This window comes from Bacteroides sp. (genome assembly GCA_036351255.1).
Classification (GTDB): Bacteria; Bacteroidota; Bacteroidia; order Bacteroidales; family UBA7960; genus UBA7960.
The window spans coordinates 22246-35010 of the sequence record JAZBOS010000016.1; the positions used below are offsets into that span (position 1 = coordinate 22246).

Annotated in this window: 14 protein-coding genes and 1 tRNA gene; 9 read left to right on the top strand and 6 right to left on the bottom strand. The window is 46.4% G+C overall.

The features are described from left to right. Window positions 1-64 precede the first annotated feature (64 nt). The 3 genes from V2I46_01145 to pnuC all read left to right on the top strand — a co-directional run bounded on the left by V2I46_01145 (window position 65) and on the right by pnuC (window position 3684). On the top strand, window positions 65-1741 hold the full coding sequence (locus tag V2I46_01145; GenBank protein MEE4176093.1) for a hypothetical protein: 1677 nt from the start codon (window positions 65-67) through the stop codon (window positions 1739-1741). 9 nt (window positions 1742-1750) lie between these two features. Next, window positions 1751-2926, top strand: coding sequence for a radical SAM protein (locus V2I46_01150; GenBank protein ID MEE4176094.1), 1176 nt, complete (start codon window positions 1751-1753; stop codon window positions 2924-2926). Between the two features lie 110 nt (window positions 2927-3036). Further along, a complete protein-coding gene (pnuC, locus tag V2I46_01155) occupies window positions 3037-3684 on the top strand; it encodes a nicotinamide riboside transporter PnuC (protein MEE4176095.1) in 648 nt (215 codons plus the stop codon). Here pnuC and V2I46_01160 read toward each other — a convergent pair. From V2I46_01160 to V2I46_01175, 4 genes are all read right to left on the bottom strand, one after another. Next, window positions 3681-4067: a (deoxy)nucleoside triphosphate pyrophosphohydrolase gene (locus V2I46_01160; protein MEE4176096.1), complete on the bottom strand. Its 387-nt coding sequence runs from the start codon at window positions 4065-4067 to the stop codon at window positions 3681-3683. The genes pnuC and V2I46_01160 overlap by 4 nt on opposite strands. Before the next feature lie 5 nt (window positions 4068-4072). Continuing rightward, window positions 4073-4636, bottom strand: coding sequence for an aminoacyl-tRNA hydrolase (pth, locus tag V2I46_01165; GenBank protein ID MEE4176097.1), 564 nt, complete (start codon window positions 4634-4636; stop codon window positions 4073-4075). A gap of 142 nt (window positions 4637-4778) precedes the next feature. Then, the gene (locus tag V2I46_01170) at window positions 4779-5393 is read right to left on the bottom strand and encodes a 50S ribosomal protein L25/general stress protein Ctc (protein ID MEE4176098.1); all 615 of its coding nucleotides are present in this window, start codon (window positions 5391-5393) and stop codon (window positions 4779-4781) included. 109 nt (window positions 5394-5502) lie between these two features. Beyond that, complete coding sequence (locus V2I46_01175) at window positions 5503-6447, bottom strand: ribose-phosphate pyrophosphokinase (GenBank protein ID MEE4176099.1); 945 nt, start codon at window positions 6445-6447, stop codon at window positions 5503-5505. Between the two features lie 165 nt (window positions 6448-6612). Between V2I46_01175 and V2I46_01180 the strand changes: the two genes are divergently transcribed. Then, window positions 6613-6699 (top strand) — tRNA-Leu (locus tag V2I46_01180). A gap of 462 nt (window positions 6700-7161) precedes the next feature. On the opposite strand, the gene V2I46_01185 is transcribed toward V2I46_01180, so the two are convergent. Next, window positions 7162-7497, bottom strand: a complete 336-nt coding sequence (locus tag V2I46_01185; GenBank protein ID MEE4176100.1) for a hypothetical protein — start codon at window positions 7495-7497, stop codon at window positions 7162-7164. A 153-nt stretch (window positions 7498-7650) separates the two neighbouring features. Then, window positions 7651-7857, bottom strand: coding sequence for a hypothetical protein (locus V2I46_01190; protein ID MEE4176101.1), 207 nt, complete (start codon window positions 7855-7857; stop codon window positions 7651-7653). 124 nt (window positions 7858-7981) lie between these two features. On the opposite strand from V2I46_01190, the gene V2I46_01195 reads away from it, so the two are divergent. From V2I46_01195 to xseB, 5 genes are all read left to right on the top strand, one after another. Next, a complete protein-coding gene (locus tag V2I46_01195) occupies window positions 7982-8557 on the top strand; it encodes a superoxide dismutase (GenBank protein MEE4176102.1) in 576 nt (191 codons plus the stop codon). Between the two features lie 285 nt (window positions 8558-8842). After that, window positions 8843-10456 carry a HAMP domain-containing sensor histidine kinase gene (locus tag V2I46_01200; GenBank protein MEE4176103.1) on the top strand — a complete coding sequence of 538 codons (1614 nt, stop codon included), beginning with the start codon at window positions 8843-8845 and terminating at the stop codon, window positions 10454-10456. 15 nt (window positions 10457-10471) lie between these two features. After that, on the top strand, window positions 10472-11179 hold the full coding sequence (locus V2I46_01205; GenBank protein ID MEE4176104.1) for a response regulator transcription factor: 708 nt from the start codon (window positions 10472-10474) through the stop codon (window positions 11177-11179). A 124-nt stretch (window positions 11180-11303) separates the two neighbouring features. Then, entirely contained in the window at window positions 11304-12566 is a 1263-nt protein-coding gene (gene xseA, locus V2I46_01210) for an exodeoxyribonuclease VII large subunit (protein ID MEE4176105.1), read from the top strand. Next, window positions 12556-12762, top strand: coding sequence for an exodeoxyribonuclease VII small subunit (gene xseB / locus V2I46_01215; GenBank protein MEE4176106.1), 207 nt, complete (start codon window positions 12556-12558; stop codon window positions 12760-12762). Before xseA ends, xseB begins: the two co-directional genes overlap by 11 nt. The last annotated feature ends 3 nt before the right edge of the window (window positions 12763-12765 follow it).

Genomic DNA, 12765 nt, shown 5'->3' on the forward strand with positions numbered 1-12765 from the left:
AACTTACCGGTGAATTCTACCTCCCGTTGTTTCTGGTTTTTTTATTTATTAAACTGACCTTGGTATGGAAACACAAAACCTCGCAGGGAGGCAAACTTCCGAATTGCCAATCTTTCAATTTTTCAGGGAATCAAAGGCAGCAAGACTGCTAAGTTGGGTGTTGATGGTTGCCCTGTTAAACCTCACCGGCTGTAAATATTATTATAAGGTAAGCCGTCCAAATGGTCCGTTTGCGGAAACCATTTCAACTTCTGTTTCAGAAGAAAAAACAATAATTCTGATTTCTGAAGAGGAAGTTTACCAGTTATCAGAAGTAGAATTCAATGAGAATACCCTTTCTGGGGTCATTAAACCCCTTTACGGTTATTCCAGGCATATTAACACAAAGCCTGACAAGCCTAACCGATATATAAAAAATAAAGAATCAAATATTCTGAAAGAGGTCCAGGTTTTCGTTAATGACATTGGAGAGGTCACTGAAGGCAAAATAATCATTCCTTTGGATCAGATCAATAAGATAGAAATGTATGACCCGCACGTGGGAGCCACGGTGGGATCCTGGATATTGGGCGGTGTAGGACTTGCCGCTGCAGGATTCGCGGCTTTTTTTATTATTTTGTTAATTTTTAAAGACTCCTGTCCATTCATTTACGTTTTCGATGGAGAAGAATATGCCTTTGCTGGTGAAATTTTCAGCGGGGCCATTCAACCCCAACTCGAACGCCATGATTATCTTCAACTGCCTTTGCCTGAGAAGCAAAGCGAGGTTTTCCAAATGAAAATCACCAACGAAATCAAGGAAATTCAGCATACCAACTTGCTTGAACTTTGGGTTTTTGATCACCCAGAAGGTGTAGAAATCATTACCGACAAATATGGTAATCTCCATACCGTTTCCAGCCTGCAAGAACCCGGGACTGTAAAGAGCCTCTCCGGAAAGGACATACAGAGCCTGGTCGGGAAGCAGGATTCTTTTGTTTATGTTGGTGGAAACCCATTGGAACCGCTGGACATCACCGATGGTATGATCCTGGAGTTTGAAAAACCTGAAGCCGTTAAAAATGCCAAACTTGTGATCAGGGCAAAGAACTCCTTTCTCCTGGATTATAGCCTGAACCGGTTTCACGAACTATTTGGAAATGCCTATCATAACTGGCAGGCCAGGCAGCAAAAAGCTTCCGCTGAGCAATTGAAGCAATGGACGATCGACCAGAACATCCCCCTTTCGGTTTTCATCCAAAGAAACAATGAATGGGAGTTTGTGGACTATTACAATATCGCAGGCCCCATGGCTTTTAAGGACGACGTACTCTCTATCCCGCTTGATCTTGCTGATGATGACCCGCTTCGTATTAAACTTGAATATGGTACTTATTTCTGGGAAGTGGATTACGTGGGAGTTGATTTTTCAGACAATGTACCTGTAACAAAGCACGTGGTTCCCTTGCAATCAGCTATTAACCAGTTGGGAGAAGATGTGGGCCCGCTCCTTGCAGCGGATGATGATCTTTATTATGACCAGCCTGAAATTGGGGATGAAGCGGTGGTTCGATTTGTCCTTCCCCCGGTGACTGATGACGGCCGCAGCGTAATCCTGCATTCGAAAGGACATTACGAAGTCATTCGTGACCCCAGCGGAAGGCCCCAACGGCAGTACCTTCAGACTTTTCGTGAGCCAGGCCAGTTTAACCGGTTTACGATCGAGCATCTGCAAGCCTTGGCCAGGGAAATCTCTGAATAGCATTCAGTTATGGATAAAACACCAAGCCTGATTGGGGGAAGAAGGGCCGGATGGATACGGATGCGATTGCATTTCAACATCCTGAAAGTAACCTTGCAGTTTTTCAGAAACCCGCTGAAGTCTGTCAAAGCACTTAAACAACTCAAGGCTTTCCGGCGAAAACAGCAGGGGTTGGAACGGATATTTAAATTTGTGAAATCAGGACAAAGATATTTCTGGTCATCTGAAATTCCAGGTTTCCCTTCTCCCCAACTGGAGCAAGTCATAAAAAGCGAGATGGCCAGAAATATGCCCTCCAAAAATTTGAACGGCGGCAGGCCAGGCTTGCAAACCCTTATCTGGGGCATTACAAACCGTTGTCCGCTAAACTGCATCCATTGCTATGACTGGGAAAACATTGATACCAAAGATAAGTTGAACCTTGATCAGTTGTTGGAAGTACTCCGACATATTGAAGAGGTGGGGATAAGACATATTCAACTTAGCGGAGGAGAACCCCTGGTAAGATTCAATGACCTGATCCAGATACTTAAAAAGGCTTCAAAAAAAATGGATTGCTGGTTGTTAACCTCTGGTTTTGGCCTGACAAATGAAAAAGCACTCGCCTTGAAAGAGGCTGGTTTGATTGGAGTCAATATCAGCCTCGATCACTGGGATGAAAAAAAGCATAATGCCTTCCGCAGAAACGACCACAGCTTTGAATGGGTTAAGAAAGCGGCGAAGCATTGCAGGGAATCTGGCCTGATGGTTAGCCTTTCTTTGTGCGCCACCAGGGATTTTGTCAGTAAGGAAAACCTTTGGGCCTACGCAGATCTGGCAAAGGACTGGGGGGTGCACTTCATCCGTATTCTTGAGGCCCGTGCAGTTGGCAGTTTTGCTGGCAAGGATGTCCACCTCAATAAGCAAAGCATTGAACAGATCAGTGCTTTTTTCCACCAGGTAAATTCCGATCCTCATTTCAAGGAGTATCCAATTGTGAACTTCTTTGGATATCACCAGCGTGAAATTGGTTGTATGGGTGCAGGAAACCGGTACTTCTATATTGATGCCAACGCCGGGGTACACGCTTGCCCGTTTTGTCGTGGCAGCAAGGGCAATGTATTGGAAACTCCCCTTGCTGAATCCATAGAACGCCTGAGGGAAACTGGCTGCCATTTCTTTAAGGATCAGGATTTGCAACAATAAAAAATCTAAAAACCAGAAGTGTATGAAAGTCCCCGGCAAAATTGTCCGGGGTTTTTCTTTTCTATTTTTTTACCTTTGCCTCGCTTTTACCTTCAACTAAGCTGAATTTAATGGATTGGAATGCCTTTTTTGAATTGTTCTGGCAAAACGTAGCCGCTTCCTCAATCTGGGAGATCATCGCTGTTATTTTCGGAATCCTGAGCGTTTGGTATGCCCAAAAGGCTAACATCCTGGTTTATCCTACCGGCATCATTAGCACAGTCATCTATATTTTTATTTGCTTTTTTGCCCAGCTTTATGCCGATATGGGCATCAACGTGTTTTATACCAGCATGAGCATTTACGGCTGGTATATGTGGACCCGCAAGGACGAAAACAAAAAAGTGCTGCCCATCCGCTGGAACACCAAAAGGGAGCAGGCACTGGGTATCCTGATGATCCCGGTATTATATGTATTGATCCTGGGGCTGATCTGGATCTTTATGAAGGATGATCCCAGCGGATATATGCAAACTTACGTTCCCTATGTAGACTCATTTACCACCTCCATTTTCCTGATCGGGATGTGGTATATGGCCCGCAAAAAGATTGAGAACTGGATCTACTGGATCGTTGGTGATATAATTTCTATCCCCCTTTATTTCGTCAAGGGCCTGGTGTTTACCAGTTTTCAGTTTACCATTTTCCTGGTAATTGCCGTAATGGGGCTGATTCATTGGAAAAGGATGTATGATGTCAGCCGCCGCGAATCGGTCTAAAGCATATTCCGGACGACATATTTCATGAGGGCCTTATCGGCTTCTGCCCAGTCAAGGGTTAAGAGTTCGGGAAGGCTGAACCAGCCTGTGCTGTTGTGTTCAAGGGCAGTGTGCCCCCCTTCAAGCAGCTGGCATAAAAAGGGGATCAGTTCAATGGAGAAATCGGGATAGGTATGGTAAAAGGAAGGCAGCCTGGTCAGGATGTGAATGTTCATTTGAAGTTCTTCGGCCAGTTCCCGCTTGATGCATTCCTCTTCTGTTTCGCCGGGCTCCACTTTCCCGCCGGGGAACTCCCATTTCATCGGATGGTGCATTCCCGGGCCCCGCTGGGCTGCAAACACTTTGCCTCCGTCAAAGATGATGGCACAGCTTACCCGTAACATTTCTCTCACTTTTTGTTGAAAAGGTTCATGGTGCGTTCAGCACCCTGGAGGCCAAAACTGACAACCATTTCGCTTGCCATTTTTATCCGTGGATCGATCAGCTCACGTTCTTCCGGCTCCCATTTGCCCAGGACATATTGCGACTGAAACCCCCTGGGAAAATCGCCCCCAATGCCAAAGCGCAGCCTGGCATACTGGTCGGTGCCAAGGATGTCAATGATATGCGACAGACCATTATGCCCGCCGGCACCGCCCCTGGCTTTCATGCGCAAAGCGCCCAGGGGTAATGCAATATCGTCGACCACCACCAGCAAATGCTCAAGTTCAGCCTTTTCCTTCGCCATCCAGTAATGAATGGCCCTGCCACTCAGGTTCATATAAGTAGAGGGCTTCAGCAAAATGAAGGTGCGCCCCTTCAGTTTAAACTCAGCCCTATCACCATAACGCGCTGGAGAAAAAACGGCTTCCTTTTCTGCAGCCAGGTGATCGAGGATCATGAAGCCGATGTTGTGGCGGGTTTCATGATACTCAGGGCCAATGTTGCCCAAGCCGGCAATTAAGTATTTCATATTAAGGACAGAAGATTTTTTAAAACAATTTTCCGGATCACATATTTATTGTAAAAATACGTAAAAGCCAATAGCTGGCAAACTAAAAAAAAGCACAGGAGGAGTCCCCTGTGCTTTTAAAAATGCTATGTAAAAGCGTTTCTTATTCTTCGGAAGCGGGAGTCTCTTCTCCGCCTTCGCCTTCTTCTTCCTCTTCATCAGCTATGGGAGCCACAACGCGGGTCGATTTCACCATGGCAATCACCGCATTGGCGGGATCAAGGAACTCAAGTTTGTCGCTTTCCAGCTGGCTCACTTTGAAAGAATCGCCGATCTCGAGTTTAGAGATGGAAACATCAATTTGGTCGGGCAGGTCAACGGGAAGGCCTTTGGTTTTTACCTTACGCAGTTTAAGGTGGAGTTTACCACCCTTGATGACACCAGGGCTATTACCCGTGATTTTAACCGGGATATCAATTTTTACTGGCTTGTCATCAAAAACTTCAAGGAAATCAGCATGCAGAATGCTTTCGGTAACCGGGTGGAACTGAATGTCCTGCAATATGGCATTGAATTCTTTGCCATCAATGTTCAGGTTAATCAGGCAGGCTTCCGGAGTATAAACCACATCCTTAAATTCTTTTTCGGGGGCGCTAAACTGGATCTGTTCCTTACCACCGTAAATCACACAAGGCACCAGGCCTTCACGGCGCAGGCGCTTAGCATCTTTTTTCCCTACGTTCTCGCGCGGAGAACCGCTCACAGATACTTTTTTCATTTTCTTTACTCAAATTGGTTTATAAAATACGGGGCACTTTTTGCCCCAAAAAAAATTGCCTGCAAAGATAACACTTTACAGCCAATTGGCTATGAATATTTTAAAAAACTTAAAGCATGGTCGAAAATTCAAAATGGGTGCTGATGGACTGATGCGAATGTACGCGCTGGATCACATCGGCAAAAAGTTTGGCGGCGCTCAGCACAGTGATCTTTGACGATTCGCAGGTCAGGGGGATGGTATCGGAAACGATTACTTCATCAAACACGCTGTTTTCAATACGCTCAAGAGCTTTCCCGCTGAACACGGGATGGGTACAGATGGCCCTGACGCTGGTGGCACCATTGTCCATCATCATTTGTCCGGCCTTGGTAATCGATCCGCCCGTATCAATGATGTCGTCTACCAAGACAACGTCCTTGCCCCTCACATCGCCAATGAGCATCATGCGGTCGACTTCGTTGGGCTTAATCCGCTGCTTATAACAGATCACCAGCTCGCTGTTCATAAACTTGGCATAAGCGCCGGCCCGACGCGTACCCCCAGTGTCGGGCGAAGCCATTACCAGGTTGGGAAGGTTTAGTTTTTTGATGTAGGGCACAAAAATTGCTGAGGCATAAAGATGGTCGACCGGTACGTCGAAAAACCCCTGGATCTGGTCGGCATGCAGGTCCATGGTGATCACCCTGCTTACGCCGGCTGCGGTAAGCAGGTTGGCAATAAGCTTGGCACCTATGGGAACGCGGGGTTTGTCCTTACGATCCTGGCGGGCAAAACCGAAATAGGGAATCACGGCTACCACCTGGTTGGCCGATGCCCGCCGGGCAGCGTCGATCATCAGCAACAGCTCAAGGAGATTCTCGGCCGGGGGAAACGTGCTCTGGATGATAAACACATCCTTGCCGCGAAGGGTTTCCTCATAGGAAGGCTGAAATTCGCCATCAGAAAACCGTGCAACGATCTCTTTCCCGAGGGGTATCCCATAATGATCGGCCATTTTTTGCGCCAGGTAACGGGACGCTGATCCGCTAAAAATCTTTACTACCGTTGACATAGCAAGGGGGTTTGTCGGGTAAAACAGCTCTTGATTTCAACAAAAATAGAAATAATATCACACTTAATCCTTCCAGTCCCAATTGAATTTCGGAAAAATTTTTGTGGGATTGAAAGGATTGATTAAATTTGCAGGCTTGGAAAAATGCCTCTTTTTGTGGCTCCTGCCCGGGTGGCGGAATTGGTAGACGCGTTGGTCTCAAACACCAATGGTAGCAATACCGTGCCGGTTCGATCCCGGCCCCGGGTACCAGAAACCCCCGTTGATCAAAGCATCAGCGGGGGTTTTGCTTTGGAAAAATACAGGTTAGAAAAAAAATCGGGAAGTTCAGGGAAGTGAAATTCGAGTCACAGAAAAACCGGATATCCTTTCTGACTAAAATTCAAGGCTCTAAGGCCTCCAAATTTAAACTTGCAGTTCAAAAGACCCACTATCGACCTATCATGGTCGTATGTACTCGAACCCGACACAACTATGGTACGACCATGGTATAGCCCGGCTAAGAAAATGTCAGATAAAAGAATAAGTATTTTAGATAAGATAAAAAATCGGCCATTAATCATAACGCCCTGATAACCAGTTTGCTAAAAACAAACCAGTGGCCATAATGCATATTCCTTCCAGATGGCGGATCCATTTGTGAACCCGGATAAAGAGCCGGGCAAGGGGCTCATCTTTGGGCAGTCATTGGACTTTTAGTCCAAGGTGACCTCTTTATTTTTCAATATCAGATTTTTTCCGTTGGCGAAAGACCAGGGGGATCTGATGATCGAAGGGCGCCCCGATCTCCATCAACTGCCAGTTCTTATCGTAGTTTTCGATTTTGCGTTTCAGCACCGAAACGCGGTCAATGGAGGGGTCGTGGCCTTCCCATTCCACAATTTCAACCCGGTACTTCAGGGTGTGCTTTTTCCCATTGATTCGAACATCGATTTCGACGTTTTGCTCGGCATCCACTTCAGGGATCAGGATCACGATTTCTCTCATAGCGGGGCGTTTTTGGAAAAGGATTTCGGTGGCATTGCAGATGGCAGGGTAAAAAGAAAGCATCCTGCATAATTTTTGCCACAAAAAGCATGCAACTCAATTTACCTAAATGATATTAAGGCATTTAAGTCAGATACAACGGCAGGTTAAGGCTAAATCAGAGGGCAAAAAGCGGACAAAAATGTCCAAAAACGGACAGAATCCATGAAAAAACCTTTACAAAGAATCGGCAGTGGGTGCGTGACTTGAGTCGAGCATTTGTTCAGTACGTTCCAAAAGCTGCTGTCGCTCCAGATCAAGCTGAATGGAATCTTCCAGGCGTTGCTTTTCTTGTTCGCTGGACGAAGGGCCACAGGCATTGGTTAATACTGCAAAAGCAAACAGAATGAGGAAAAATCGGAACTTCGGGAAATGAATCTTCATTTTCAGGCTGTGGGTTGGTTTGTTTCACAAAAATAAAAATTTTGCGCAATAAGGACAGGGGATTTGCAAAAGTGCTTGTTTTTATTTAAATTTGCTAGATATGAAAACTCAAAAACCAAATGACATGACACACACATTACCCAAACTGCCTTTTGATCCGCACGCACTGGAGCCGGTCATTTCGGCAAAGACCATCGAGTTTCATTACGGAAAGCACCACCAGGCTTACGTGAACAACCTGAACAAGCTAATTCCGGGCAGCCCGTTTGCGGAGGCCAGTCTGGAAGAGATTGTCAGGAAGGCCGAAGGCGGAATCTTTAACAATGGCGCCCAGGTGTGGAATCACACCTTTTACTGGGAGAGCCTGTCACCGGAAGGGGGCGGTGAGCCTAAAGGCAAGTTGATGGAAGCAATAGAAGACAGTTTTGGCAGTTTTGAAAAGTTCAAAGAAGAATTTTCGCAGGCTGCTGCCACCCTGTTTGGCTCAGGCTGGGCCTGGCTGGTCAAGAACGGAGAGGGAAAACTGGAGATCGTAAAAGAAAGTAATGCAGGCAACCCCATGCGCAGCGGCAAGGCGCCCCTGCTTACCTGCGATGTTTGGGAACATGCCTATTATCTCGACTACCAAAACAGGAGGCCCGACTACATTGAATCATTCTGGAAACTGGTAAACTGGAATAAAGTAGAATCACGACTTTAAAAAAAAGGGCCATGTGGCCCTTTTTTTTTCCAAAAATTTTTACCCCAAAACAAATTCAAAAAAAACCAAGATTAATTTTCAGTTTACGTTTCCTGACCTCAAAACAAAAATGAATGAATAGGCCTTTCTCCTTGATTTTAAAAAAGGAAAGCGATGTTAAATTATGTTAAACACCTAATTATTAATCCTTTCCGCTTTACATTTGCATCGAAAGCGGTGCAGGCAAAGTTTAGCTCCTGGCCGCCTTTTTAATCATTATTGGAGAGGTTTATTGTTTAATCAGGGATGAAGCGAAGGTTTATTTTTCTGCTAATAATAGCCATTACCATTTCCTTGCTGGGGCTGGTAGGAATCCAGATTTACTGGATCAGGAATGCTCTTTCGGTAAAGGAGATGAATTTCGACCGGGGAGTTGGCGATGCTGTAAACAAAGCGGTTACGAAATTTAACAAGATCGAGGTGACACGTAGGCTGCTGATCCAGCAAGAACGCGACAACCGCTATTCACAAATGATCGACTCACTCAATCGCGAGTATTACAATGCCATAGCCGATTCGATTCTTCAACCGGAAGCAGGTGCTGAAAACAGAGCTCCCAATATGCGCGAATCTTTCGAGTTCAGTATCAGCGAACACCAAAACGGCAGGCCAATCCACTCATTCGATACTTCCTTTGTCAGGGAATCGAATGGGAGGCACCCCGCCATGGGATATGCCCCCGATCCCGGGGTCATGATTCCTGAGGATCCTCTTCGTATGTTTTTCGACCGAAGCAAGTTCATCAACGACCTATTTGAGGAGCTGTTTTCGGACCGTTCCTCCTTTCAGGCCTCAAGTGAAGAAAATGTGCATGTCCTCGACTCCCTACTTCAAACCGAGCTAAAGAATCATGGCATTAAAACTTATTACGACTTTGCTATTTACAACCCGGCATTCAACACAGTTGTAGCCCAGAAAACCGGGGAAAACACACAGAAGCTGCTTGAGAGCCCCTATGCGTTCACCCTCTTCCCGAACGACATTTTCATGAATCCCGAATACCTGCTGCTGTATTTTCCCGAGCAAAAGCGATACCTGGTGTCGCAAATCAACACCATGCTGGCCACCTCTTCCCTTTTCATCCTGGTGATCATTTCTTCGTTTGCATTTACAATGATGACGGTGATCAGGCAAAAAAAGCTTTCGGTGATGAAGAACGACTTCATCAATAACATGACCCATGAGCTGAAAACGCCTATTTCGACCATTTCGCTGGCATGCCAGGCCCTAAAGGACCAGGACGTCAGCAAATCGGAAGATCTTTACCAAAGCTACATCCGGATGATTGATGAGGAAAATCAGCGACTAGGACTCATGACCGAGAAGGTGCTTCAGACTGCCATCATAGAAAAGGGCAAACTAATGCTGAACCGCACCGGCCTTGATATACACGAACTGGTTGAACAGGCAATAAGAAAGATCAGCCTTCAAGTGGAAGCCAAACACGGGCAGATCAACTCAAAACTGGGTGCGGAATATAGTTTTATTGAAGCCGATAAGGTACATTTAACCAATGTATTTGTAAATTTGCTTGACAATGCCAACAAATATTCTCCTGTAACACCCCAAATTATGGTAAGTACGGAGAATAACAGTGCAGGCATCCTGGTTCACGTTGAGGACAAGGGAATTGGCATCAGCCGTGCGAACCAGAAAAAGATCTTTGAGAACCTCTACCGGGTTTCGACCGGGAACATTCACGATGTAAAGGGTTTCGGGCTGGGCTTGAGTTACGTGAAAGCCATTGTTGAAAAACATGGCGGTCACATTTCCCTGGAAAGTGAACCCAAAAAAGGATCCCGCTTCACCATATTTTTACCCTTTGGTTTCAATGGGTATCAAAAAGAAAATCAGGAATAATCAGAAAAAGCCATCATGGAAGAATCGAATATAAAGATTTTGCTGGCCGAGGATGACCCCAACCTGGGAACCATCCTGAAGGCCTACCTGGAAGCCAAGGGGTTTCCCACACGCCTGTGCGTAAATGGTCAGGAAGCCTATGATGCTTTTCTGAAGGAGATGTTTCAGTTCTGCATCCTGGATGTGATGATGCCCATCAAGGATGGTTTTACACTGGCGCGCGACATCCGGAAGATCGACAAAAAGATCCCCATTCTCTTCCTTACGGCCAAAGCCATGCAGGAAGACATTATTGAGGGGCTGAAGATCGGTGCCGATGATTACATCACCAAGCCTTTCAGCATGGAAGAGCTGCTGCTTCGCATCAATGCCATTTACCGGCGCACCAATCCAGAGCAGAGCGGCGACACCGACAAGACGCTTTTCCAGGTGGGGAAATATGCCTTTGATTTCTCGCGCCAAACGTTAAAATATGAAGACCAAGAACAGAAGCTTACCTCAAAGGAAGCCCAGTTGTTAAAAATGCTCTGCGACCGCACCAATGATGTACTCGACCGTTCAGAGGCCCTTACCAAGATCTGGCTCGACGATAACTACTTCAATGCGCGAAGCATGGACGTGTATATTGCCAAACTGCGTAAATACCTGAAGAACGATCCCGAGGTGGAGCTTATTAATGTGCATGGCAAAGGCTTCAAATTGGTGGTTAACCAGGAAAGCTAATCAACGGGCCTTTTCCTTTCAGGTTTTTCTCGGAAGTCTTTCGAGTCAATGACATTTTTCCTAAATTCGCTCAAAGAATGTTGACATTCTGGGGGCATTCCATGTTCCTGGCGGAAACAAACCCATGGAAACTGAAAGGAAGATCTATTCGCTGAGCGACCTGGCCCGAAGCCTGCGTTCCGTCATTGAACGCCACTATGCTTCCACCTATTGGGTCAAAGCTGAAGTAGCCAAGCTAAACCATTATCCCCGCAGTGGTCATTGCTATCCGGACCTGGTGGAGAAATCGGGCGAGCAGATCCTGGCACAGATGCGTGCCACGATTTGGGCAGGCGACTATAAAATCACCAATCAGAATTTTATCCGTGTCACCGGAGAACCCTTAAGCGAGGGGATGGCCATCTTGTTCCAGTCAAGTGTGACTTATCATCCCGTATACGGGCTTTCATTGCAGATCCACCAGATAGAACCATCATTCACACTGGGCCAAATGGCTTTTGAAAAACAAAAGACCATAGAACGGCTGAAAGCAGAAGGCATCTTTGATCTGAACAAAAGTCTGGAGATGCCTCTGTTGCCACGGCGGCTGGCCATTGTATCAGTGGAAACGAGCAAGGGTTACCACGATTTTCTGAAGATTCTTTCGGGATACCGGAAACAATTCACCTTATGGCATCATCTCTTTCCTGCCCTGTTGCAAGGGGATAAGGCAGTTGAAAGCCTGACGGCTCAATTGCGCCAGATCAGAAAGAAGGCACACCTGTTCGACCTGGTGGCCATTATCCGTGGGGGCGGCGGCGATATCGGGCTCAGTTGCTATGATCATTACACCCTAACCCGTGAAATTGCCAATTTCCCCTTACCTGTCATCACAGGAATTGGGCACGCCACCAATGAAACCATTGCCGAAATGGTTGCCTGGGAAAATAAGGTAACCCCAACCGATGTGGCGTATTTTGTTCTGGGGCGCTTTACTGCTTTTGACGACAGGGTGAGGGCCGCCCAGGGAGTCCTCACGGCCCGCTCACAAGAAACCCTTTCGGACGAAAACCAGCACCTGATGCGCCTTGGAGGAACCCTGCGCTCCTTCTCTGCGAAGATCCTTCAAAAAGACCAGTATATGCTGACTGCCTTATTGAACCGTCTGCAGACCGGCACAAAAAGGTTTGTTGAAAAAGAAACCCGTGAACTGAGCCACCGCCAGGAAAGAATCAAGCTTTTGGATCCCGACCACATCCTGAAGCGGGGCTTTTCCATTACCCTGCTGAACGGCAAAAGCATAAAAAACGAGGAGGAAGTCAGGCCAGGCGATCTGATCGTTACACGCCTCTTTGAAGGAAGTATTGAAAGCCAGGTACAATTAAAGAAAAAAGACCATGACGGATAAAATCACCTATTCGCAGGCCATCGAAGAACTGGAGGCCATTGTAAGCGAGATTGAAAACGAAGACATTTCGGTGGATGAACTCTCGGAAAAAGTCAAGAGAGCCTCCCACCTTATCCAGATATGCAAGGATGCCCTGCATTCCACTGAAGAAGAGGTGAAACGGATCCTGGAAGAACTGAACCAGGAAAAGACCTGACCC

Excerpts from the sequence above, each read along its gene's own strand:
- V2I46_01145 (MEE4176093.1), top strand. The coding sequence starts at position 65 with ATGGAAACACAAAACCTCGCAGGGAGGCAAACTTCCGAATTGCCAATC.
- V2I46_01150 (MEE4176094.1), top strand. The coding sequence starts at position 1,751 with ATGGATAAAACACCAAGCCTGATTGGGGGAAGAAGGGCCGGATGGATA.
- pnuC (MEE4176095.1), top strand. The coding sequence starts at position 3,037 with ATGGATTGGAATGCCTTTTTTGAATTGTTCTGGCAAAACGTAGCCGCT.
- V2I46_01160 (MEE4176096.1), bottom strand. The coding sequence starts at position 4,067 with ATGTTACGGGTAAGCTGTGCCATCATCTTTGACGGAGGCAAAGTGTTT.
- pth (MEE4176097.1), bottom strand. The coding sequence starts at position 4,636 with ATGAAATACTTAATTGCCGGCTTGGGCAACATTGGCCCTGAGTATCAT.
- V2I46_01170 (MEE4176098.1), bottom strand. The coding sequence starts at position 5,393 with ATGAAAAAAGTATCTGTGAGCGGTTCTCCGCGCGAGAACGTAGGGAAA.
- V2I46_01175 (MEE4176099.1), bottom strand. The coding sequence starts at position 6,447 with ATGTCAACGGTAGTAAAGATTTTTAGCGGATCAGCGTCCCGTTACCTG.
- V2I46_01185 (MEE4176100.1), bottom strand. The coding sequence starts at position 7,497 with ATGCTTTCTTTTTACCCTGCCATCTGCAATGCCACCGAAATCCTTTTC.
- V2I46_01190 (MEE4176101.1), bottom strand. The coding sequence starts at position 7,857 with ATGAAGATTCATTTCCCGAAGTTCCGATTTTTCCTCATTCTGTTTGCT.
- V2I46_01195 (MEE4176102.1), top strand. The coding sequence starts at position 7,982 with ATGACACACACATTACCCAAACTGCCTTTTGATCCGCACGCACTGGAG.
- V2I46_01200 (MEE4176103.1), top strand. The coding sequence starts at position 8,843 with ATGAAGCGAAGGTTTATTTTTCTGCTAATAATAGCCATTACCATTTCC.
- V2I46_01205 (MEE4176104.1), top strand. The coding sequence starts at position 10,472 with ATGGAAGAATCGAATATAAAGATTTTGCTGGCCGAGGATGACCCCAAC.
- xseA (MEE4176105.1), top strand. The coding sequence starts at position 11,304 with ATGGAAACTGAAAGGAAGATCTATTCGCTGAGCGACCTGGCCCGAAGC.
- xseB (MEE4176106.1), top strand. The coding sequence starts at position 12,556 with ATGACGGATAAAATCACCTATTCGCAGGCCATCGAAGAACTGGAGGCC.